A 22,607-nucleotide genomic window follows, 5' to 3' on the forward strand; every position below is an offset into this window, starting at 1 on the left:
CTGAAAATTTCAGGGAGGGTTAGCGAATCTCAAGCCCCTCTTCCCACACCCTACACCCATCAGCACACCGAGCACATACAGCACGCCGAGTACATTCAGCACACCGAGCACCGAAGAATCACCATAACTTTATGAAATTGAACAATTTTTTTAGTCTTTTTTGCGCGATATCGCGCAATACGAATAAATTAATTAGGCTACTTCATGCAATTGAGTTCTCTGTATCGTCAATTCACGTGCATAGTAATGCGCGATATACGCGTGTAATGACGGTTTGCCATCGTCAACGAATGCCGGGAAACTGGACCCAACAGAACACGGATAAGGGCTACACAATGGCCAACGCAAAACAGTCAGCAAAACGCCGCTTAACGATGGCGGAACGTGCTCAGCAATTGATGCTGGTCCACTTCCCTGACGTTTCCGAGGCGTTGAAATGGACGCGCAAAACCCACGACGGCTTCAGCACGATTCCTCGGACCCTGCCCATAACCATGCAGATTATTGACGCCGATTCGAAGGGACAACCCGCAGGGCACGTGCTGTTTTGTCTATGGGCGCGTATGCCCGATCATCCGGTCATAACGATCGAGAACCCCAGCACGTTTGCTGCCGAAGCGGGGTTTCTCGGGGAGCGTGCCGTGGACACTTGGCGTCGCCGGATGAAGAAGCTCCGGGAGCTGAACTTCATCATGACCAAGCCCGGTGCATCCGGCGAATTTCACTATGTGATGCTCACCAATCCTAACGCTGCAGTCGAGTGGATGCGTAAGCGCAGCAAGGTTCAGGATGGCCTGTATAGCCGCTTCATCGAGCGACTCCCGGAGATCGGTGCCTATGGCGATATCGAGGCATTCCAGGCTCATTGGGCAGAACTCCAAAAAGCAGAGAAGGCGATCGCAGCCGCGGCCGCAAAAAGCAGCAAAAAAGCATCGCCACCTCCACCGGCTCCATCCAGCAAGCCCAAAAGGACAGCGAAGGCCAAGGCAAATGATTAAGAGAGCTACGGGCATCGAGTGCCAATCCACCCACCTCGATGCCCTCAAAAATAAAGCCCTGGACCAGCTGAGGGTCGAGTCTTGACTGGTCAGGGCTGTGGTGGTGCAACGTTTAGCTGACAACCGATACGACCTGCAGGAGGCCGAAAATGCAGTTACTGAGGAGAAGAGTCACGGGCATCGGGTGCCAATCCACCCACCTCGATGCCCTCAAAAATAAAGCCTTGGACCAGCTGAGGGTCGAGTCTTGACTGGTCAGGGCTGTGGTGGTGCAACGTTTAGCTGACAACCGATACGACCTGCAGGAGGCCGAAATGCAGTTACTGAGGAGAAGAGTCACGGGCATCGAGTGCCAGTCCACCCACCTCGATGCCCTCAAAAATAAAGCCCTGGACCAGCTGAGGGTCGAGTCTTGACTGGTCAGGGCTGTGGTGGTGCAACGTTTAGCTGACAACCGATACGACCTGCAGGAGGCCGAAAATGCAGTTACTGAGGAGAAGAGTCACGGGCATCGAGTGCCAGTCCACCCACCTCGATGCCCTTAAAAATAAAGCCCTGAACCAGCTGAGGGTCGAGTCTTGACTGGTTAGGGCTGTGGTGGTGCATGTGAGACCTGCAGGCCTCGACCAGCAGTCTAGCAGCGAGCCAGGTTGCTTTGAAAGAACCTGGCTTTTTAGTCCTTACCAGGTAAACACATTACGGCTTCATCTGAACAGCAAGAAAGGTGGCTGTTGCCGCTGATGCAGAATTGACCCAGCTGCCGAAATTTAGCTGACCCAAGCTTCTACTTTGTAAAGCGTTAGCAGGTCTGACTTGGACTGAATACTAATGGGGCAACGCCAAGTCGGCAGCTGGGTCAATTCTGCATCAGCGATAACAACCAAGGGACATCATTTTAACCAAGGCGACTTTTCAGACAAAACCTAGGGTGACGTACCCCGTACACCCCTAGATCCACGAACAACGGATAGGCCCGTCAATGGCGGGCATAGGCACACAAAGCCGATGTGTCGCACTGGAAACGATCAGTCTCCCGGCTTGTGCTTATGCGGTGGCAGGGTGGGGTGTTTTTTCTCGCCAGGCGGATTTACATGCCGTCTGCGATCATCCTGACCGTCCTCGCGCTTTGGTTTCGGGCCCGGTTTGATATTAGTGAACATGGCGTACTCCTATAATGACTGGATGAGTCAATTAAAAGTAGCCTATCGTCATTCGATTGGCGAATTGAATGGCGCAGTGTCGGAAAAGTCGTTCAACTGCACCCCGCGCCCAGCCGTCAAACCGCTGGGCCGAGTCAATAGAAGGACGCCCATTTTCGCGTCCGCGAAAAGGACAGTGACAATGAAGATGAAGATGAAGGTTAAAAAACAGGTTTGGTGCAGCGCAGTTACCCAAGCAAGATCGCCTTTGTGCTTTCAGCGTTTCTGGTTACAGCACTGGCGTTGACGTACCGCTACGGCCTTTACCTGCCTGTGAAGCGAGAAAAAATCACGCTTCGGGCTGACAAGCAATCCAGAACATTAACTGATAGTTATCAAAGGAAATAATGTCAAACTTAAAAATAAGTCGAAAAATAAAAAAGCACGCTATCAAGGTTTTTCAGTTTGCTATGGCATTAGGGTTTGTAAGCGTAGCCATTACCACAGCATACAACTTTATTGTTGAGGATGTGTCGCTGAAATTTGTAAAACCTTTCGGTCGTTATTCTATATTCGAACTTGAAAATGACTCACCTAGCGATCAAACAATAGAAAGCTTTACGGTAACTTTTCCTGAAGGACAACCTTTAGTGGCTCGAACAACGAGAGATGTTTATGGAAATCAATCAGATACCGGAAAGATAACGTTGCCAGGTGGCAATGCGGGGTGGATACCCACCGTCGAATTTTCTGAGCTTAATGGCCAGATTATAAGCGCTAACAAGAAAAAAACATTCAGACTGCCTCCCGCCAGCAGTATTGATTACTTGAAATTAGAAGCTGGAGTTTTCGATATAAAGTATTATACCCATCCGAATAATAAAATACTAAGATCTATCGACGATGGATTGAAATGGATAGGCTTGAAAAACACAGATACAAAAATTCGCTATCTAATGGTTAATAACTATTGGTCCCCTACGACATCGACTTCTCTAAACGAGGCGCTTAAGCTAGCTTGCAGAGACGATCGGTCACTCGGTGTTGGCGTTCGATGTCCTGGTGACTAACAGTTAACTGTAGCGGCTCGCGTTTGGAAACACGCGGGCTCGCAATAAGCGTAATTTTCGGTTCAGATTATTTGCACCTATCCGGTGCAGCTGGCTCAGGTCCTAAGCGTTTCAGAGGGTGCTGTGCGTATCCAGATTGAGGCCCCGGTGTTATCGCTGATGCAGAATTGACCCACCTGCCGACCTGGCGTTGCCCCATTAGGATTTAGCCCAAAGTTAGAGATGCTACCGCTTTACGAAGTAGAAGCTTGGGTCAGAGAGGTCTCGGCAACAGAGTCAATTCTGCAAGTGGCAACAACCTCGGCAAACCGGGGTCAATTGACCTTTGGCGCCAGCACATATCGTTAGATGTTGAAATCTCCATAGTCGTTATCCTTCGAATTCCGTATCAGTTGTTCCGCATACAGCATTGACTAGCCTTTCCTACTACCACAAATACCAACAATGGGCAAGAATTTATTTTTTTCTCAATAGACCCGCGATATACGCCCTGGTGCAGGAATAATGACGACTGCTCTCCAGACTGCTTGCAAGAATAGGCACCAAGGAGAACAAAAGTGACTTGGAGAGCGGAACGCATTGGGGGCCGACTGAATAGAAGCTATACAGGCTAGATTCCACCAAACCCCTCAAACGGATGTCTCTTCCCTCCCAATCGACGGGCCTAATGATCCGCGCATGCGCGGAATTTTTTATGCAGTGCTGAGCCATCAGCCAGTCTCTATCGTTCCGGTACAACCAAGCATAGGTTGCTGGAGAGAGCGCCCTCAAGGCTTTAATTCCGCTGCCTGCATGCAGGTCACTGATTTTGGCCCACAGGCTCCGCATTGCATCAAGCTGCTGCCTGAACTGAGCATTCTGCCAGGCAACTTTCAAGCTAGACTCCATCCTGAGCAGCTTATTAACTGTTGAGACGGTGATCGAGAACTCAGTACAGACAATCTGCTTCGATGTACCTTGAGCTAATGCCTCCATAACCTGATTCCGAATAGATGTTTTCAGCTTCTTCGGCCTTGGTTCGCCCTTTGTAATCAAGGAGTCAGGTTGAATGGCATCACTGGTACGCGGCTCTGTGACAGCATTGCGGGATTGCAAACTGCTAATGACCTCGAAGTAGCATTCAGTGAAGGATTTTACGGTGCCAAACAACCACGTGATCATGAGAAGGTGCTTCAGCGGGTGATAGCGGCGCCGAGGCTTGCGAGTCATCAGTTTGATAAAACTCATAGCGTCCTCATCTGAAGCGGGAAGCCTCTCAAACGGGTGAAAACGACGAACCCGCGAGACGTGACCTATGAACGAGCCATCGGTCACCAAATGACGCCGGTAAGTTAGGCTCACTGCCAATGGATCAAACCAGATTTGAAATCCCAAAGCTGCCAAGGCGAGAACCCCTTGAGCGAGCCCTGTCAATAAAGCAATTTCATTGTCCTTAGGCTCTTCGATGATTGAGGGTGCAAGTGTTGCCTTGCTCGGCAAGCCCCAAGAGAAGCGCTCGCACCAATGGCGGTTGTGGATGACCTCACAAAGAAATGAACCGTGAACCGGGCAGAGCAGAACGCCTGGATATTGGTGCGCCAAACGCCAGTAAGGAATACCTGTCACTCGAATGTCCTCTTCCAGGCACTCGTTGCAGACCTTTAATGGATGCTCGGCACCAAACCCTCCGGTCACAAGTCCGAGACGATATTTAAGCGAGCCAAGGTGGTTGCCTTTGAGGGTAGCGACTGCGGATTGCATCGTAGCTTGCGATTGAAAAGGTGCGAAGAAAGGCAAGATAGTGCGGGTGGTCAAGATGGAATCCGCTGTTCCCCAAAAGCCTCTGGTTCGTTGCTCAAAGGCATCAAGTCCGTAAGCCAAGTCGTGCTTGATGCAGCGCTGTGATAAACCGAAAAGCTGTCTAGAGGTCGTAACCGATAGCCAATTTCCTGAGCAAACGTGTTGTCGGCTGCACAAGCTGAAAAGGGTCTCATCAGGTAACCAGTTCACGAGCGGGGTGCACGGCGCAGTATCAAAAAATGTCGACATGCCTGATTACCAAGTGTGGCCCATCATTCACAACAATAAACCCGCGCAACGCCAAGCGTTAAACCATTTGTGAATAAAGTGAGAAATTAGAGCGGGATAAAGCTCTAAGCTGTGGATAAATATTTTTTATCCACATTTCGCCTTGAAAAGGCTGAGGCCTTGCTTTCCGAGGGTTTCAGAGGGAAGTGGCGCTCTGCTTGAAAGCCCAGGACTGCGCCAATCAGAGCTGATTTCCGCCTGATCAGGTTTGGTCATAGCTAATATTTTTCTATTGTAAAATTTTATTTTATAACGGTAACATGCCCCCCCACTCTTCAAGACGGATAGACCAACACGATCTAATCCGACCTTAATTAGAAGTGCATAGCCATACCGTTACACTCATATACAGAGCATAGCGCAGAGATCAGAAGCAGATTACCTGCTCTATGCGATAGGCCGAGAGGTAAAAAACATGGAAACCGGATAGATTTTCCGGGAGCCAGATAGACAAAGGCCCAAGTTTGCAGCTTGGGCCTTTGCGGAGATTTCAGAGTTTATCGGCCCTGATTTCCCCATTCTCTATCCCAGTGTGCAGGACGTCAAGTCTTGCACGGCTCCGTTCATCCCGAGAAAAGTCAGATCGTGATCAACGAGGCTTCCTGCTGCCTGTCTGTCCGGTCTATTAAATCTCCTGTCTGACTCGCGCTGTTGAGCGGTTGGACATGTGTTTCAGGGCTGCACGATGATTACATATCAGGGTTTACAGAGAATTTGGACACGCCAGGCTGGATTCAGATGGGGCGATAAATATGTGCCTTCAACGTTGGCGGTCCCGGGAGAGGCGCCCAAGATCTCACGAGCATGCAGGATGAACAGTAGAAAATTGGGAAGGACCATTCACCTGATGTCCATCCCAGAAAGAGTGTTTGCTCAGTTGGCCCTGTTCAATCCGGCAGTGTTCGACCTTCATGAGCAGAAGATGCTGCACATCGACTCTGCTGTGCATCCGCTTTTCGGTCACCCCCTAGCAGTCGGTATAGCCCTACAGTCTTTCAGAGGTACGAGCGAGGTTGCTGCCAGAATTGGCATGAGGCATGCGCGGATTACTGTTGAGGATGAAGGCGATCGATTTCCGGTCCCGTATAACTACATCGGTGATCTGTTGCTTTATCTGCGCACCGAGGATGGGTACCCCTATGCAGTTAATTGGAGTATCAAGGCCGGTAGAAATGATTTTCACGAACGGCGTCGGTCCACAATCAAGGGGTTTGCTCAGCAACGCACAGATCAAGAGAAAGCCAGGTTAAGGAATCTGCTTGAACAGGAGTATTACCTGGACGCTGGAATCCATACCCACCTGCTGTCTCTTGATGATGTGCCTCCCATGGTAGCAGCCAACTTGGACCTCATGTACGGCTACCACGACCTACCAATGGATCTAGACCCGGTACTGCTTGACGATTACAGCGATGATCTGCTGGAAAAAGCTCTTCAGGGCACGCCCCCTGCCTTCATTGCTATTGAATACGCGAAAAAATGGGGCCGTAGAGATCTGTTCCTCTCAAAAATCTATCAAGACATCTGGTCCCGCAAGCTACCGGTCGATTTACATAGCCCCATCCTAGTAGACAAACCTCTATGCATGAGAGGTAAACAACTATTGGAAGTTTACGGCCATTTGTTTAGGGATTCGCCGACATGATCCTGGGATCTGCGATACGTGCGCCCAACGGGTTCGGTCCGCTATCGAGTGAATCCGTCGTTTATTTCCTTACCAGCGACGGCATACGCAATCGATCCAGGGTTGTCGTGTTCGACGACTATGGCAAACAAGCGCACATTGTCACCTTCACACGGCTGGAGTTCGAGGACGCAATCAGATCGGGAGTACTGGTAGAAGATTTCAATCACGATTGGTATCCGCCGTGGTTGCAAAGAACCAATGGGATCAGCCAGCAGCATCTTGAGAGTGAGCGTGTGGCTCCTCGGGAATCCTACGATGCCAAGCTTAATCGCCGATTCGCTGCCATAGCGCATTTAGTGGCCCGAGCACCCGCCATCTTGTCTGACGAAAACCTTGAGTCACTCATTGTCAACGCCAACTAAAAAGTGACCCCCTTCCGTGCTAAATCGCCAACTTAGTTTTGACCCCCCTCGGGTTCATATTTTCGAGCCGGTTCGGCCCGAGAAGATTTGGTTCCTGCTTTGCGCTTGTCCTTGAGTCGATAGCTTTCACCTGTCATCTGCACGATATGGGCATGATGTAACAGCCTGTCCAGCATGGCCGCTGTCAGTGTTTGATCATCCGCAAAGGTTCCGGCCCACTGGGTAAACGGCAAGTTACTCGTGAGGATCAGGCTGCCTTGCTCGTAGCGCTTGGCGACAACATTGAAGAACAGGTTGGCTTCATCACGACCAAACGGCAGGTAGCCGATTTCATCGATGACCAACAACCCAGGGGCCATCACCACACGACTGAAGTATTCCTTGAGCCGTTCCTGGCGGTGCGCAGCGGTCAGTTGCAGCATCAAGTCAGCCGCCGTGACGAAGCGGGTTTTGATACCGGCCATCACTGCCCGGTAGGCCAGGGCGATAGCCAGGTGGCTCTTGCCTACACCACTAGGCCCCAGGAACACGATGTTCTCGGCACGTCCAACAAAACTCAGTGCTGCCAGCTCCTGGAGCTGTGCCCGGGGGACGCCGGTGGCAAACGCGAAGTCGTATTGCTCCAGCGTTTTCACAGCGGGCAGCGCGGCAGTTTTCAGCAGGGCCTGTCGAGAGCGTTCACTTCGGGCATCGGTCTCGGCAGCCAGCAGCTTTTCGAGGAAGTCGGCAAAGCTGTCTTCGCCGCTTGCTGCTTGTTGGGCCAGGTGCGGCCAGTCCACCCCGACGCGCTCAAGCTTTAGCCCCTTGCATAGTTCTGTCAGGCGAGCATGTTGAAGGTTCATGCTCTCACCTCCAGCAGTTGCTCATAAACCGACAGCGGATGCTGCAAGCTCTCGTACGGCAGGACCCGTCCCAGGCGTAGGCCTTGGGCGGGTTGTGGGCGCAGGCTCTGTGTTGGCAGTGGTAATAGTACCTGCTGCTCTTGGGCCAGACGTACCGCCGGTTGAACACCCGTCGTGCCGTGAATCCGCTGATGAGCGACTTCGTCGAGCCATTGGCCGATATGTGCGTTGGCCGTCACCACATCCAGCGTCAGACCCGCACTCTTGAGCGTAGCGGCCAACGGGGTAATGAAACTGCCCTTCAGATACCCGTTGAAGCGCTCAACCTTGCCCTTGGTCTGGGCACGGTAAGGGCGGCAGACCTTGGGAATAAAACCAAACTCATCGGCCAGCGCAGCCAATCGGGGATGCCAACGGTGCTGGCCCTCCCCAAAAGCATCTCGCTCGGTGATGATGGTTCCGGCGTTATCAAACAATGCCTGCTCGGGCACGCCGCCAAAGTAAGCGAACGCCTCCCGAAGCCCTGTCAGCCAGGCTTCGCTGTCCTCTCGCTCGGAGAAACGGACAAAGCTTGCTCGACTAAAACCAAGTGTCGCCACGAACGCCTTAAGCGGCTGACGGCCTCGTCGAATGGTGGTGAAGTCCACCTGTATCTGCTTGCCGGGCAGTGTCTCGAAACGTACCACCGGCTCTTCTGCCTTACGTTTGAAGGGGCGAATATAAGCCTTCAGACGACTGACGCCGCCGCTGTACCCCAATGCCGTGATCTCACGCAGCAGGACGGTCGCCGGAATCCAGTGTGGGCGCGCCGCCTCAATACGCTCGTGCAGGTAGTCCTTGAAGGGGTCGATTTTGCACGGACGTGCGGGTCTCACCTTGTCACTGGGTAGCGACCGGGCCTTTCGCAGGTACTTGCGCACGGTGTTACGCGAAATACCCAGCTCACGGGCGATGAATTTGATGCCATGGCCCTGACGGGCCAACACTTTAATTTCCACAGACTGCTCCTGGGTCAACATATTGGCAGCTCAAAGCCGCCAGTTTTACCCAGGGGGGTCAATTCTAGGTTGGCGTTAGGGGGTCATTTTTACAGTGGCGGTGACAACTCATCAGCCAACATGCCAAAGACCAAGCTCCACAGCAAAACTCCACGCGGCTGAAGTTATGGTTTTTGGCCTATATGATTTTCGGGCAGGACAAGCGCGCGCTGATGCCAAGACTGCATCAGATTGGACATTGGGACAGAAGCTCGAAAACAGAGAAACGATTGGGCCGTCGGGGCAAACGTGCACCTGACGGCGGATATCCCGTAACCGAGGATATGAAATCGAAGATCCTCTCAGGCTTTTCAAAACATAATTCCCCTGAGAAAAGCGAAAACACGATTTATCGCAAAATTTTGGTCGATACATTTGGCTGTATTGTCATCGAAGGCTCAACCGGAGTGGAATTTTGGCACCCTCATGGGCAGCCCTTTCCCAGCTTCGATCAGTTCAAGTACTGGATCATTGAGCAGACTACAGCCAGAGATCGTACCCGTGCGCGACTGGGGCCCAGCAAAGCCCGATCTCTGGCAGGCTTCATCGGACGATTTTCGGACAGCCTGTGCAACGTAAACCAACTCGTTGAGTTCGACGGGTTTTATCCCTCTGCGAAACTGTCAGGCGTCACCGAAGGTAGTGCTCAAGACTCATTCTGCGTTGTTCGAGGAACTTGTGTGAAATCGGGAGCGGTGGTCGCGCTGGGGTTTGCCCGAGGCCATGAAACCATGGAGGCTTACCGGATGGCGTTGTTTTGCATGGCTATTGGCAAGGAAAAATTCGCGGAGTTGTTCGGGGTCACGCTCAAAGCAGGTGACTGGAGCAGCGTAGGACTCAGCAAAGCTTTCGTTTTCGACAGAGGCCCCGCCGCCGCCATGAACTGTGAGGACGCAATCGACTGGTTGAGTCGTTTAGAGCTCACCCCGACGCACTCTGGCCAGTCCAAGGCCTCCGTTGAATCCTCTCATCCTCGCGAGAAGCAAAGCGGCGATCAGCCGACTCACTTTCAAAGTAACTTCAACTTCGTCATGGCTGCCCGCGCTGAAATCTATCGAGCAATTGAGGACAACCGGATCTCTGACGCAAGCGGCCGGATGACGGAAGAGGACTGGCTCGAAGGCTTTGCCCCATCACCTAACAATATTTTCAAGCGTTACGACAGCCTCGGAAGAAACAGTGCTGTGAACATGCCTTTTGAAAAAGCTGTCCGAGTATTCTTGACGCCGTACCCTATTAGCATCCGGCGTGACGGCGTTTACCTCTACAGCCGTCGGTACAACTCACAATCGGTCAGCGACACTGGTGTATTCGATCGTATAGCGCGCAATGGAGTTATTGAGATTCAGGCATACGTGCTCACGATGTGCGTACGTCACATTTGGATTGAGCTAGACGGTGAGCTACATGAATTGAGCATGGTGCTTTCTGCTGGTGTAGAACCTGACAGTTCAGATATCACCCTCGACGACCTTGCACTAATCAATGAGGCGCGGCTGCAAGCCCAGTCCCTCTTAAGGGTGCAGAAGATGGCAGTACCAGAGGAGTTGGATCAGCGATTCCAGCAAGACACTGGGCAGTTACGTCACAGCGGCACGCGCAAACTTGGGCGCCCCAAAAAGGACGCCGCTTCGAAGCGAGATGAGGAGGACTTCAAGGCCGTCATGGGAGGCAAAAAATGATCGACATTCTTACGACCCGCTTTCAACCATCCTTGGATGACAAGCACCTTAGGGAAGCAATAACGGTTCGGCCTGAACCGGTCTTGGGCTTGGAAAATCTAAACCGCTACGTAGCCGCTGAGCGCTTATCCGAGACGCTTAAAAAGGTATTCATCCCAACTGCGTTTACCCTCGACCTGATCCAGGAAATGCTGGGCAGAGCCCAGAGTTTTTCCGTCGACAACTTCTCTACTGAGCAACAGTACCTATCCTGCCTCTACAATCCCCCAGCAAGAGAGGTGTTCCCGATATGCTTCACCGGTCTTGCCGGTGTTGGCAAGAGCGCAACCATCACAGCTTTGCGCAAGGTGTTGCCTAGTCCTCAGGCTTTGAAAATTGACCACTATGTAGAAGAAGCTGTAGTCCTATCACACTGGTATGCGAGTGCGCGAGAGAGTAGTTTGGTGAGGCAACTGCTAGCAGATCTTCTGAATCAGACTATCTCATCAAGGGACAGCGTCGCAGAGCTGATCGCACGGTGCCGTCGTCGTGCATACGCAGAGGGTGTTTCAACAGTGCTACTTGATGAGATGCAGTTCGTGAACCTTGGTCAAGGTGCCGCACGTGTGACGGATATTCTGCTGAGCATGGCCAAAATCGGCGCCCCACTAATCTACGTCGCGAATTACAGCCTCGTCCATAAGCTGAAGGAGCGTAATAGCGAGGACACCCAGCGTCTGCTGAGCGAACCGCGCATCATGCTCCCTGATACATTGGATTGTAAATCTTGGCATGAGTACATGCGTGAATGCCTGGCAGCCTGCAATGACCGACTTAAGATCGAGGCAAAAATTCTCGCTGAAGATCTGTATCGCTTCACGTTCGGTATCAAACGCTTTGTCGTTCAACTTTTAAAACTAGCTTATCTGGAAGCACGATCAGCAAGCCGCTTTTCTATCGAGCGTAGAGACCTGCAAGCGGCCTTCGTTTCCAGTGGTTACTCCGTACACAAGATTGCCGTCGAAGAGCTTGTACGCGAAGCCATACAGAAATCGAGCACGGGGATCAGAAAGGATCTAAAGTGCCCGTTTACTATTCCACTACGTTCAAGCGTTATTGAGTTCTCTCGCAAAGACCGCGAACAGCGCGTCGCTACTAAAGTGCTCGTATCAGCACTTACTAAGACAGAGTTATCTGGCTTACAGGAAGTAGCGCCAAATTTGGTTGCTACCAATCTGCCGAGCAATGTTAAGAAGACCTCAGTCCGCAAGACATCTGACGAAGAAATGGCCAAGAATCATGCCAGATTACTAGCTAAAACACTCGATTCAAAAAATAAGCCTAATACCTGACTATCAAATTAATTACAACGACTATATTGATTTTCCATATTGTATTTCTAGTAAGTTTTCTAGCTCTTGGAATTCATCCTCAGTTATAGTATTTTCTTTTCTGGAACTTACAATAACCCTAGAAGAAAAGCACTTTAACGTCTCCATTAGCCCACTAGATCGAGAAAATTCATCTACTGTTTTTTTTCCTAGCCTAGGTATACTAAACATTGAGGCACGTGCAGGGCCATCGGATGTGCAATTACCTTCAAAGCTACCGCAGGGAATTTCATTATCAAGCTGGATATCATGCCTGTAGCCTTTGTAAATTCCTTTCTTCTTGGGTGCCGCAAAAAAGAAAATTCCGATTCCTGAGCGATAATCCTCCTCTACATACGCATCTTGATCAAGAGAGGTATAGAATTGATGTGTTAGCCATAAGTCATTGATTTTTATCATCTCACTGGCGTCACAACCGATACTGACGACAAAATCATCAAAGCTTTCAAAGCCATAACTCAAAGCTTTTAAAAAAGTATCAGTGCACTCTATGCTTTGGCTAGTTAGGGGCACTTTATAATATCCGTAATGGACGCAAAACTGATTAACCACATTGAAAAAGCTTTGATCAACATCTAGAACTGCTTTATCTTCTACTAAAGTATTTATTCGGCTATTAATTATGTCCAGTGCCATCTGTGCAGGCAAGTGATACCTAAATTCACATATATCATGCGCATCTCGTGCAGCTCTCAGCGCAGACACATCCATGTTGGGGCTTGAGGAGGACTCAGAGACGTAGTGCCCATTACACCCTGACCAAAGAAAGATTAAGGCGTGCCTCCCAAACTTAAACGGCTCGTCACAAAAAGGGCAGCGGTTTATGAGTTTTACGTTATGTCGTGCGCAGACCGACCAAGGTTGTCTATGAAGCCTACGCCAGTAAGTAAATCCAATATTATCAAGGTCTTCACGGACACAGTCAGGACAATAACTAGCTGGAGAATCTTCGTATCGAAAATGCTTCATAGAATAAGCTGAGCCTGAATAAGCGAGCTCATTATACTGCTTCAGTAGCGCACGAATAGGAAAGTCGGAGTGGCAGTGAAGCAGTCGATTGAAACCATAAACTCCAGGCCATTTTAGTACGCTGGCAATCTTCCTCAAATCCATCATATCAAAGTACGAAGTCGAAATTTTATGTAGAGCTTTAGCGATAGGCTCGCCTTGACTCACGAAAATAGTTCGCTCGACAAAGGAACGGATCGATTCATCTTTTTGGATTGTGACTAGCATCTGGGATTGCCGCTTAGGCGAACCGAATGTGTAGTCAGTTCGCAGTAGCTTGGATATCAAGAATCGACAGTTCCCCAAATGAGGAACCACCCGAAAACAGTGCTGCTGAAACGCGTATTTCAGCTCATCGCGGACGGGGCGCCATAGGTTTTTTTGGGGCATCCCCCCCGCAGCGCGAGCCGCGAATCAGGAGATCGATCCCTTAATCTAATCATAGGTATACAAATTGCCGCAGAGTGATGCCGTGTAGCTATCACTCTGCGACAGTTTTTAATACCTAGCGACAGTTTTTAATACCTAGGACCACAAGCCCCCACCCCTGTGGATAACTCACTCCACCGTCACCGACTTCGCCAGATTCCGCGGTTGATCCACATCCGTCCCTTTCAGCACAGCCACGTAATACGAAAGCAACTGCAGCGGGATGGTGTAGAGAATCGGTGCCAAGGCATCGATGATGTGTGGCATGGCGATGACGTGGGTGCCCTCGCCGTTCTTCATGCCGGCCTGCTCGTCTGCGAACACGATCAACTCGCCGCCGCGGGCGCGCACTTCCTGCAGGTTGGATTTGAGTTTCTCCAGCAGTTCGTTGTTCGGTGCGACGGTGACGACTGGCATGTCGGCGTCGACCAGCGCCAACGGGCCATGCTTGAGTTCGCCGGCCGGGTAGGCTTCGGCGTGGATGTAGGAGATTTCTTTGAGCTTGAGTGCGCCTTCCATTGCCACCGGAAACTGTGCGCCGCGCCCAAGGAACAGGGTGTGGTGCTTCTCGGCGAACAGTTCGGCGACTTTCTCGACCGTGCCGTCCATTGCCAGCGCTTCGCCGAGGCGGGTTGGCAGGCGACGCAGTTCTTCGACCAGTTGCGCTTCGACGCCCTGCTCCAGCGATCCCTTGACCTGCCCCAGCGACAGGGTCAGCAGCAACAAGGCGACCAATTGGGTGGTGAAGGCCTTGGTCGATGCCACGCCGATTTCCGGGCCAGCCTGAGTCAGCAGGGTCAGGTCTGATTCACGTACCAGTGAACTGATGCCCACGTTACAGATCGCCAGGCTGGCCAGAAAGCCCAGTTCCTTGGCGTTGCGCAGCGCTGCGAGGGTGTCGGCGGTTTCACCGGACTGCGAGATCGAGACGAACAGGGTGTCCGGCTGAACCACTACCTTGCGATAGCGGAACTCGCTGGCCACTTCGACCTGGCAAGGGATGCCGGCCAGGCCTTCAAGCCAGTAACGCGCGACCATGCCGGCGTGGTAACTGGTGCCACAGGCCACGATCTGAACATTGCGTACTTTGGCGAACAGCTCGGCAGCCTGTGGACCGAATGCGTGGACCAGCACTTGCTGTTGCGCCAGACGACCTTCGAGGGTGCGCTGCACAACCTTGGGCTGCTCATGAATTTCCTTGAGCATGAAGTGACGATACTCACCCTTGTCGGCGGCTTCGGCGCCTTCATGGTATTGCACCACTTCGCGCTCAACCGACACACCGTCGACGTTCCAGATCTGCACGCTGTCGCGACGGATCTCGGCGATGTCGCCCTCTTCCAGGTACATGAAACGGTCGGTTACCTGACGCAGCGCCAGTTGGTCGGAGGCCAGGAAGTTTTCACCCAGGCCCATGCCGACAACCAGCGGGCTGCCACTGCGGGCGGCCAGCAGGCGATCCGGCTGCGCGGCATTGATGACCGCAAGCCCATAAGCACCGTGAAGTTCTTTCACCGCAGCCTTCAGGGCAACCGCCAGATCGGCGGTGTCCTTGAGCTTGTGGTGCAGCAGATGGACGATGACTTCAGTGTCGGTATCGGATGCGAAGACGTAACCCAGGCTTTTCAGCTGTTCACGCAGCGCTTCGTGATTCTCGATGATGCCGTTGTGGACAACTGCCAGCGTGTCGGCCGAGAAGTGTGGGTGGGCGTTACGCTCACACGGGGCGCCGTGGGTCGCCCAACGCGTGTGGGCAATGCCCAGACGACCGATCAGCGGCTCGCCGGCAAGTGCCTGTTCCAGCTCACTGACCTTGCCAGAGCGACGGAGGCGCTCAAGGGTGCCTTCGTTGCTGAAGACTGCCACGCCCGCGCTGTCATAACCGCGGTATTCAAGGCGCTTGAGGCCTTCGAGCAAAATGGCCGTGATATTACGTTCAGCAACGGCGCCGACGATTCCACACATGGTTATCTCCTAGCTGACAGCAGCACAAATCAGATTGATGCCGCGGGCCTGTATCTGATCGCGCGCCTCACTGGGCAGGCGATCATCAGTAATAAGGGTGTGGATACTGCTCCAGGGCAGTTCCAGATTGGGGATCTTGCGACCGACCTTGTCGGCTTCGACCATGACCACGACTTCCCGGGCGACTTCCGCCATGACCCGGCTCAAGCCCAGCAGCTCGTTGAAGGTGGTGGTGCCACGAATCAGATCGATGCCGTCGGCACCGATGAACAGCTGATCAAAGTCGTAGGAGCGCAGTACCTGTTCAGCGACTTGCCCCTGAAAAGACTCCGAGTGCGGATCCCACGTTCCGCCCGTCATCAACAGGACCGGTTCGTGCTCCAGCTCGGTCAGGGCGCGCGCAACATGCAGGGAATTGGTCATGACCACCAGGCCGGGTTGCTGGCCCAGCTCAGGAATCAATGCCGCCGTGGTGCTGCCACTGTCGACGATGATTCTGGCGTGCTCGCGAATTCTGGAAACCGCAGCGCGGGCGATGGCCTGTTTGTAGCGGGAAACCGGCTGACTGCCATCGCTTATAAGCTCGTGAGGAAGCGGCACTGCGCCCCCGTAACGGCGCAACAGCAGGCCGTTGGTTTCAAGCGCAGCCAGGTCCTTTCGAATCGTAACTTCGGAAGTTTCAAAGCGTCTAGCCAAGTCGTCCACACTGACTTCACCTTGCTCGTTGAGCAGGGCGAGAATGTTGTGGCGACGCTGCGGTGTATTACGCTTCGACATGACTGCCTTAAGTTTCGTTTCGAAAGATAACGAAGGCAATCAAAACCTATTTTTTGGTTTTGGTCAAGGTTTCGGGATGGGGCGGCGCAATTTCTATCGGATACTCGTGACACCGGCGTTTGAGCCTGGGGTGTGACGTGAAGCGTCACGAACGGCATTCCTACGCTGGAGCGTGAGGAACGAGAGGTGCTCTCAAGATCATCGTACCCATGCTCCGCGTGGGTATGCAGTTCTGAACGCTCCGCGTCCTGGCTTGACTGTCAGGTGTGGATAGTTATGGACGCGTGCCAATGTTGAGCATTGGCACGCGGGTCATCATGGACTGTGGATAACTCAGTCTTTCCTGATTTTCACCGGCCGCTTCCAGCCTTCGATGTTGCGCTGGCGGGCGCGGGCTACGCCGAGTTGTTCAGCAGGCACGTTTTGCGTGATGGTCGAGCCAGCTGCAGTCGTCGATCCGTCCAGGATATCCACAGGCGCAACCAGAGAGTTGTTGGAACCAATGAACACGTCTGCACCCAACGTCGTCTTGTGCTTGTTGGCACCATCGTAGTTACAGGTGATGGTGCCGGCGCCGATATTGGTGCGTGCGCCGACCTCAGCATCACCAAGATAAGTCAGGTGGCCAACCTTGGCCCCCTCGCCCAGGTTCGCATTCTTGAGCTCGACAAAGTTACCCACATGCGCCTTGGCACCCAGCACGCTGCCTGGTCGCAGGCGTGCAAACGGGCCGGCATCGCTGCCCTCCCCCAGAATCGCACCGTCGATGTGGCTGTTGGCTTTGACGACGACACCCTTGCGCAGGGTGCTGTCCTTGATGACGCAGTTCGGACCAATGACCACGTCATCCTCGATCACGACCTTGCCTTCAAGAATCACATTGATATCGATCAGCACATCGCGCCCGACGCTGACTTCACCGCGCACATCGAAGCGCGCAGGGTCACGCAGGGTCACGCCAGCCGCCATCAGACGACGGGCTTCACGCATCTGGTAATGACGCTCCAGCTCGGAAAGCTGCTTGCGATCATTGGCGCCCTGCACTTCCATCGCGTCGTGGGGTTGCTCTGTGGCAACCACCAGGCCGTCATTAGCTGCCATGGCGATCACGTCGGTGAGGTAATACTCGCCCTGGGCATTGTTGTTGGACAACCGCCCCAGCCAGTCAGCGAGATGAGCAGCAGGCACCGCGAGAATTCCGGTATTGCCTTCGGTGATAGCCTTCTGCGCGTCGCTCGCGTCCTTATGCTCGACGATGGCACAGACACGATTCTGCTCATCGCGAACGATACGGCCGTAACCGGTAGGGTCATCCAGCGTAACGGTCAACAGGCCCAGTTGCCGTAGGTTGACCAGTTTGAGCAGGCGCGAAAGCGTCTCTACTTCGATCAACGGGACATCGCCATAAAGAATCAACACGGTGTCAGCCGTCAGCGCGGGCAGCGCCTGAGCAACCGCATGGCCGGTACCGAGTTGCTTGTCCTGCATCACGAAATTCAAGTCATCGGCTGCCAGCTGTTCACGAACAGCATCAGCGCCGTGTCCGATCACGACGTGTATTCCACTTGGGGATAACTGGCGCGCGCTGTGGATAACATGACCCAGCATGGAATTGCCGGCCACGGGGTGCAGGACCTTGGGCAGCGCGGACCGCATCCGGGTACCTTGGCCAGCAGCGAGAATAACGATATCGAGAGACATGATAGGACTACCAACTGAGCGGCAACCGGACCGAAGGCGGGCTGACTTGAAAGAGGAAATCTGAAAAAAGAAAAAGGGTAGCCGAGGCTACCCTTTTTCTCAATCGCGCATCGAGTGCAGCGGGGTTAGCCGCCAAACTTCTTGCGAATTTGCTGAACGGTGCGCAGCTGAGCTGCAGCCTCGGCCAGACGAGCAGTTGCAGATCCGTAATCGAAATCTGCGCCCTTCTCGTTCAGGGCCTTCTCGGCAGCCAGTACGGCAGCCTGAGCAGAAGCTTCATCCAGGTCGGCAGCACGTTGCACAGTATCGGCAAGCACCTTGACCATGTTCGGCTGAACCTCAAGGAAACCACCGGAGATGTAGAACACCTCGGCTTCCCCACCCTGCTTGATCAAGCGGATCGGGCCCGGCTTCAGATCAGTGATCAGCGGCGCGTGGCCTGGAGCGATACCGATATCACCCAGGTTGCCGTGCGCAATCACCATCTCGACCAGACCGGAGAAGATTTCCCCTTCCGCGCTGACGATGTCGCAATGGACTGTCATAGCCATTTGCTTGCCTCAACCTAATAGCGCCCGTTGCCGGGCGCCGGGATTACAGTTTCTTGGCTTTCTCGATCGCTTCTTCGATGCCGCCGACCATGTAGAACGCTTGTTCTGGCAGGTGGTCGTAGTCACCGTTGAGGATGCCTTTGAAGCCAGCAATGGTGTCTTTCAGGGAAACGTATTTACCCGAAGCACCGGTGAAGACTTCTGCCACGAAGAAAGGCTGGGACAGGAAGCGCTGGATCTTACGAGCACGGTTAACCAACTGCTTGTCGGTCTCCGACAGCTCGTCCATACCCAGGATCGCGATGATGTCTTTCAGCTCTTTGTAGCGCTGCAACACGTACTGAACGCCGCGAGCGGTGTCGTAGTGTTCCTGGCCAATGACGTTCGGGTCCAGCTGGCGCGAAGTCGAGTCCAGTGGATCTACCGCGGGGTAGATACCCAGGGAAGCGATGTCACGGGACAGTACGACGGTGGCGTCCAAGTGGGCAAACGTGGTCGCTGGCGACGGGTCAGTCAAGTCGTCCGCTGGTACGTATACGGCCTGGATCGAGGTGATCGAACCATTCTTGGTGGAAGTGATGCGCTCTTGCAGAGTGCCCATCTCTTCAGCCAGGGTCGGCTGGTAACCTACTGCGGAAGGCATACGGCCCAGCAGTGCGGATACTTCGGTACCGGCCAGGGTGTAACGATAGATGTTGTCGACGAACAACAGAACGTCGTTACCTTCGTCACGGAACTTCTCGGCCATGGTCAGGCCGGTCAGTGCTACGCGCAGACGGTTACCCGGCGGCTCGTTCATCTGACCGTAGACCAGTGCCACTTTGTCCAGAACGTTGGAGTCCTTCATCTCGTGGTAGAAGTCGTTACCCTCACGAGTACGCTCACCCACACCGGCGAACACGGAATAACCGCTGTGCTCGATGGCGATGTTACGGATCAGCTCCATCATGTTTACGGTCTTGCCGACACCGGCACCACCGAACAGACCGACTTTACCGCCTTTGGCGAACGGGCAGACCAGGTCGATAACCTTGATGCCGGTTTCCAGAAGGTCATTGCCGCCTGCCTGCTCAGCGAAGGACGGTGCAGGACGGTGAATGCCCCAGCGCTCTTCGGTGGCGATCGGGCCAGCTTCGTCGATCGGGTTGCCCAGCACGTCCATGATCCGGCCCAGCGTCGCTTTACCGACCGGTACGGAGATGGCTGCGCCAGAGTCTGTTACTTCCAGACCACGCTTCAAGCCCTCGGTGGAGCCCATAGCAATGGTACGAACCACGCCGTCGCCCAGCTGCTGCTGAACTTCCAGGGTGGTTCCTGCCGCGCTCTGAACTTCCAGCGCGTTGTAGATACTCGGTACGCTATCGCGTGGGAATTCCACGTCGATCACGGCGCCGATGATTTGAACGATACGTCCGCTACTCATTAGCTGGTTCCTCTAATATTTGAACCGTTAAACCGCGGCAGCGCCGCCGACGATTTCCGAGATCTCTTGGGTGATCGCTGCCTGACGCGCCTTGTTGTAGATCAGCTGCAAATCGCTGATCAAATCACCGGCGTTGTCTGTGGCGTTCTTCATCGCGATCATCCGCGCTGCTTGTTCAGCTGCGTTGTTCTCGACCACCGCCTGGTACACCTGCGATTCCACGTAGCGAACCATAAGGCCGTCTAGCAGCTCTTTGGCATCGGGTTCGTAGAGATAGTCCCAGTGGTGCTTGAGCCCTTGATCCGGGGTTGCCACCAGCGGAATCAATTGCTCCACTGTTGGTTGCTGGGTCATGGTGTTGATGAACTTGTTGGATACCACGGACAGGCGATCAATACGGCCATCCAGGTAGGCATCCAGCATCACCTTGACGCTGCCGATCAAGTCGTTGATCGACGGCTCTTCGCCCAGGTGGCTGATCGCAGCGACGACGTTACCGCCGAAGTTGCGGAAAAATGCCGCACCTTTGCTGCCGACCACGCACAGATCGATCTCTACACCGTTTTCACGGTTCACCGCCATGTCCTTGACCAGAGTCTTGAACAGGTTGGTATTCAAGCCACCACACAGACCACGGTCACTGCTCACTACGACATAACCGACGCGCTTAACAGGGCGCTCGATCATGAACGGGTGGCGGTACTCCGAGTTGGCGTTTGCCAGATGACCAATCACCTGACGAATGCGCTCCGCGTAAGGACGGCTAGCAGCCATGCGCATTTGAGCCTTGCGCATTTTGCTGACCGCCACTTTTTCCATGGCGCTGGTGATCTTTTGCGTGCTTTTGATGCTCGCAATCTTGCTGCGAATCTCTTTTGCGCCTGCCATGTAACACCTATCAGGTTAGCAAGCGGGAGCCTTGCGGCCCCCGCTGCGGCTTACCAGGTTTGGGTGGCCTTGAACTTCTCGATGCCGGCTTTCATGCCAGAATCGATTTCGTCATTGAAGTCACCCTTCACGTTGATCTTCGCCATCAAATCGGCGTGATCGCGGTTGAAGTAAGCAATCAGCGCTTGTTCAAAGCTGCCGATCTTGGCGATTTCGACGTCAGTCAGGAACCCACGCTCAGCGGCATACAGCGACAGCGCCATGTCAGCGATCGACATTGGTGCGTATTGCTTCTGCTTCATCAGCTCGGTAACGCGCTGACCATGCTCAAGTTGCTTGCGGGTCGCCTCGTCCAGGTCAGAAGCGAACTGGGCGAATGCCGCCAGTTCACGGTACTGAGCCAGAGCGGTACGGATACCACCGGAAAGCTTCTTGATGATCTTGGTCTGAGCGGCACCACCCACACGGGATACCGAAACACCGGCGTTCACAGCCGGACGGATGCCGGAGTTGAACATGGCCGATTCCAGGAAGATCTGACCGTCGGTGATGGAAATCACGTTGGTCGGAACGAACGCGGAAACGTCGCCAGCCTGGGTTTCGATGATCGGCAGTGCGGTCAGGGAACCGGTTTTGCCGGTCACTGCGCCGTTGGTGAACTTCTCTACGTATTCTTCGGAAACACGCGATGCGCGCTCCAGCAGACGGGAGTGGAGATAGAACACGTCGCCTGGGTAAGCTTCACGGCCTGGTGGACGGCGCAGCAGCAGGGAAATCTGGCGGTAAGCCACTGCTTGCTTGGACAGATCGTCATAAACGATCAGCGCGTCTTCACCGCGGTCGCGGAAGAACTCGCCCATGGTGCAACCCGAGTACGGTGCAAGGAACTGCAGCGCTGCGGATTCGGAAGCACTTGCAGCCACGACGATGGTGTTAGCCAGTGCGCCGTTCTCTTCGAGCTTGCGAACAACGTTGGCAATGGTCGATTGCTTCTGACCGATTGCTACGTAGACGCAGAAGATGCCGCTGTTCTTCTGGTTGATGATTGCGTCGATGGCCAGAGCGGTTTTACCGATCTGACGGTCACCGATGATCAGCTCACGCTGGCCACGGCCGACAGGAATCATGGCATCGACAGCCTTGTAGCCAGTCTGTACAGGCTGGTCTACCGACTTACGCCAGATCACGCCTGGAGCAACTTTCTCGACCGCATCGGTCTCGGTGTTGTTCAGCGGACCTTTGCCGTCAACTGGGTTACCCAGTGCATCGACAACGCGACCCAGCAGTTCCTTACCAACCGGAACCTCGAGGATGCGGCCTGTGCACTTGGCGCTCATGCCTTCAGCCAGAGTCGTGTAAGCGCCCAGTACAGCGGCACCCACGGAGTCTTGCTCAAGGTTCAGCGCCATACCGTAGACACCGCCCGGAAACTCGATCATTTCGCCGTACATTACGTCGGCCAGACCATGAATCCGCACGATACCGTCAGACACGCTGACGACTGTGCCTTCGTTACGGGCTTGGGAGGTTACATCGAGCTTGTCGATGCGACCCTTGATGATTTCACTTATTTCGGAAGGATTGAGTTGCTGCATTGCTCTGCTGCCCCTT

The 22,607-nt window shown here is 53.7% G+C and carries 17 protein-coding genes and 1 pseudogene; 6 read left to right on the plus strand and 12 right to left on the minus strand.

Annotated features, from left to right (window positions below; all coding sequences use genetic code 11):
- Positions 1-335 precede the first annotated feature (335 nt).
- Together PCPL58_RS28375 and PCPL58_RS31310 are read left to right on the plus strand one after the other, a co-directional pair.
- A complete protein-coding gene (locus PCPL58_RS28375; protein ID WP_015062137.1) occupies positions 336-998 on the plus strand; it encodes a hypothetical protein in 663 nt (220 codons plus the stop codon).
- A gap of 1,546 nt (positions 999-2,544) precedes the next feature.
- Positions 2,545-3,207 carry a hypothetical protein gene (locus tag PCPL58_RS31310; protein ID WP_144106529.1) on the plus strand — a complete coding sequence of 221 codons (663 nt, stop codon included), beginning with the start codon at positions 2,545-2,547 and terminating at the stop codon, positions 3,205-3,207.
- A gap of 456 nt (positions 3,208-3,663) precedes the next feature.
- Here PCPL58_RS31310 and PCPL58_RS28380 read toward each other — a convergent pair whose 3' ends face one another.
- Complete coding sequence (locus PCPL58_RS28380) at positions 3,664-5,235, minus strand: TnsD family Tn7-like transposition protein (RefSeq protein WP_024669698.1); 1,572 nt, start codon at positions 5,233-5,235, stop codon at positions 3,664-3,666.
- An 886-nt stretch (positions 5,236-6,121) separates the two neighbouring features.
- Between PCPL58_RS28380 and PCPL58_RS28385 the strand changes: the two genes are divergently transcribed.
- Positions 6,122-6,919: a PDDEXK family nuclease gene (locus PCPL58_RS28385; RefSeq protein ID WP_173926084.1), complete on the plus strand. Its 798-nt coding sequence runs from the start codon at positions 6,122-6,124 to the stop codon at positions 6,917-6,919.
- The gene (locus tag PCPL58_RS28390; protein WP_065350977.1) at positions 6,916-7,323 is read left to right on the plus strand and encodes a hypothetical protein; all 408 of its coding nucleotides are present in this window, start codon (positions 6,916-6,918) and stop codon (positions 7,321-7,323) included. Before PCPL58_RS28385 ends, PCPL58_RS28390 begins: the two co-directional genes overlap by 4 nt.
- A 32-nt stretch (positions 7,324-7,355) precedes the next feature.
- Here the strand turns inward: PCPL58_RS28390 and istB are convergent, their stop codons facing one another.
- Together istB and istA are read right to left on the minus strand one after the other, a co-directional pair.
- A complete protein-coding gene (gene istB / locus PCPL58_RS28395) occupies positions 7,356-8,165 on the minus strand; it encodes an IS21-like element ISPsy4 family helper ATPase IstB (RefSeq protein WP_005741073.1) in 810 nt (269 codons plus the stop codon).
- On the minus strand, positions 8,162-9,184 hold the full coding sequence (gene istA / locus PCPL58_RS28400; RefSeq protein WP_002551322.1) for an IS21-like element ISPsy4 family transposase: 1,023 nt from the start codon (positions 9,182-9,184) through the stop codon (positions 8,162-8,164). Before istA ends, istB begins: the two co-directional genes overlap by 4 nt.
- 152 nt (positions 9,185-9,336) lie before the next feature.
- Between istA and PCPL58_RS28405 the strand changes: the two genes are divergently transcribed.
- Both PCPL58_RS28405 and PCPL58_RS31315 read left to right on the plus strand, forming a co-directional pair.
- Positions 9,337-10,884: a transposase gene (locus PCPL58_RS28405; protein ID WP_232002873.1), complete on the plus strand. Its 1,548-nt coding sequence runs from the start codon at positions 9,337-9,339 to the stop codon at positions 10,882-10,884.
- The gene (locus tag PCPL58_RS31315) at positions 10,881-12,215 is read left to right on the plus strand and encodes an AAA family ATPase (RefSeq protein WP_157893937.1); all 1,335 of its coding nucleotides are present in this window, start codon (positions 10,881-10,883) and stop codon (positions 12,213-12,215) included. Before PCPL58_RS28405 ends, PCPL58_RS31315 begins: the two co-directional genes overlap by 4 nt.
- Before the next feature lie 21 nt (positions 12,216-12,236).
- Here PCPL58_RS31315 and PCPL58_RS32280 read toward each other — a convergent pair whose 3' ends face one another.
- From PCPL58_RS32280 to atpA, 9 genes and pseudogenes are all read right to left on the minus strand, one after another.
- Positions 12,237-12,965, minus strand: a complete 729-nt coding sequence (locus tag PCPL58_RS32280) for a hypothetical protein (RefSeq protein WP_232002967.1) — start codon at positions 12,963-12,965, stop codon at positions 12,237-12,239.
- A gap of 126 nt (positions 12,966-13,091) precedes the next feature.
- Positions 13,092-13,652, minus strand: a pseudogene (locus PCPL58_RS32285) (TniQ family protein); the annotation flags it as partial.
- A 168-nt stretch (positions 13,653-13,820) separates the two neighbouring features.
- Positions 13,821-15,656, minus strand: coding sequence for a glutamine--fructose-6-phosphate transaminase (isomerizing) (gene glmS, locus PCPL58_RS28420; protein WP_065350978.1), 1,836 nt, complete (start codon positions 15,654-15,656; stop codon positions 13,821-13,823).
- 9 nt (positions 15,657-15,665) lie between these two features.
- Positions 15,666-16,433 (minus strand): DeoR/GlpR family DNA-binding transcription regulator, encoded by a 768-nt coding sequence (locus PCPL58_RS28425; RefSeq protein ID WP_003367861.1) that lies wholly within the window; start codon positions 16,431-16,433, stop codon positions 15,666-15,668.
- Between the two features lie 333 nt (positions 16,434-16,766).
- Positions 16,767-18,134, minus strand: coding sequence for a bifunctional UDP-N-acetylglucosamine diphosphorylase/glucosamine-1-phosphate N-acetyltransferase GlmU (gene glmU / locus PCPL58_RS28430; protein ID WP_065350979.1), 1,368 nt, complete (start codon positions 18,132-18,134; stop codon positions 16,767-16,769).
- Between the two features lie 125 nt (positions 18,135-18,259).
- Positions 18,260-18,685, minus strand: a complete 426-nt coding sequence (locus tag PCPL58_RS28435; RefSeq protein WP_003413751.1) for a F0F1 ATP synthase subunit epsilon — start codon at positions 18,683-18,685, stop codon at positions 18,260-18,262.
- Between the two features lie 43 nt (positions 18,686-18,728).
- Positions 18,729-20,108, minus strand: coding sequence for a F0F1 ATP synthase subunit beta (atpD, locus tag PCPL58_RS28440; RefSeq protein WP_002555982.1), 1,380 nt, complete (start codon positions 20,106-20,108; stop codon positions 18,729-18,731).
- A gap of 27 nt (positions 20,109-20,135) precedes the next feature.
- Positions 20,136-20,996, minus strand: coding sequence for a F0F1 ATP synthase subunit gamma (gene atpG, locus PCPL58_RS28445; RefSeq protein ID WP_065350980.1), 861 nt, complete (start codon positions 20,994-20,996; stop codon positions 20,136-20,138).
- A gap of 50 nt (positions 20,997-21,046) precedes the next feature.
- Positions 21,047-22,591: a F0F1 ATP synthase subunit alpha gene (gene atpA, locus PCPL58_RS28450; RefSeq protein ID WP_065350981.1), complete on the minus strand. Its 1,545-nt coding sequence runs from the start codon at positions 22,589-22,591 to the stop codon at positions 21,047-21,049.
- Positions 22,592-22,607: the final 16 nt, after the last annotated feature.

It is taken from the genome of Pseudomonas cerasi (assembly GCF_900074915.1).
In the GTDB taxonomy this organism is placed as follows: Bacteria; Pseudomonadota; Gammaproteobacteria; order Pseudomonadales; family Pseudomonadaceae; genus Aquipseudomonas; species Aquipseudomonas cerasi.

Bases quoted from the DNA above. Each gene is read 5' to 3' on its own strand.
- PCPL58_RS28390 (WP_065350977.1), top strand. From the start codon at position 6,916: ATGATCCTGGGATCTGCGATACGTGCGCCCAACGGGTTCGGTCCGCTA.
- istA (WP_002551322.1), bottom strand. From the start codon at position 9,184: ATGTTGACCCAGGAGCAGTCTGTGGAAATTAAAGTGTTGGCCCGTCAG.
- PCPL58_RS28435 (WP_003413751.1), bottom strand. From the start codon at position 18,685: ATGGCTATGACAGTCCATTGCGACATCGTCAGCGCGGAAGGGGAAATC.
- PCPL58_RS31310 (WP_144106529.1), top strand. From the start codon at position 2,545: ATGTCAAACTTAAAAATAAGTCGAAAAATAAAAAAGCACGCTATCAAG.
- atpA (WP_065350981.1), bottom strand. From the start codon at position 22,591: ATGCAGCAACTCAATCCTTCCGAAATAAGTGAAATCATCAAGGGTCGC.
- PCPL58_RS28375 (WP_015062137.1), top strand. From the start codon at position 336: ATGGCCAACGCAAAACAGTCAGCAAAACGCCGCTTAACGATGGCGGAA.
- PCPL58_RS28425 (WP_003367861.1), bottom strand. From the start codon at position 16,433: ATGTCGAAGCGTAATACACCGCAGCGTCGCCACAACATTCTCGCCCTG.
- glmS (WP_065350978.1), bottom strand. From the start codon at position 15,656: ATGTGTGGAATCGTCGGCGCCGTTGCTGAACGTAATATCACGGCCATT.
- PCPL58_RS31315 (WP_157893937.1), top strand. From the start codon at position 10,881: ATGATCGACATTCTTACGACCCGCTTTCAACCATCCTTGGATGACAAG.
- glmU (WP_065350979.1), bottom strand. From the start codon at position 18,134: ATGTCTCTCGATATCGTTATTCTCGCTGCTGGCCAAGGTACCCGGATG.
- PCPL58_RS28385 (WP_173926084.1), top strand. From the start codon at position 6,122: ATGTCCATCCCAGAAAGAGTGTTTGCTCAGTTGGCCCTGTTCAATCCG.
- istB (WP_005741073.1), bottom strand. From the start codon at position 8,165: ATGAACCTTCAACATGCTCGCCTGACAGAACTATGCAAGGGGCTAAAG.
- PCPL58_RS32280 (WP_232002967.1), bottom strand. From the start codon at position 12,965: ATGGATGTGTCTGCGCTGAGAGCTGCACGAGATGCGCATGATATATGT.
- PCPL58_RS28380 (WP_024669698.1), bottom strand. From the start codon at position 5,235: ATGTCGACATTTTTTGATACTGCGCCGTGCACCCCGCTCGTGAACTGG.
- atpD (WP_002555982.1), bottom strand. From the start codon at position 20,108: ATGAGTAGCGGACGTATCGTTCAAATCATCGGCGCCGTGATCGACGTG.
- atpG (WP_065350980.1), bottom strand. From the start codon at position 20,996: ATGGCAGGCGCAAAAGAGATTCGCAGCAAGATTGCGAGCATCAAAAGC.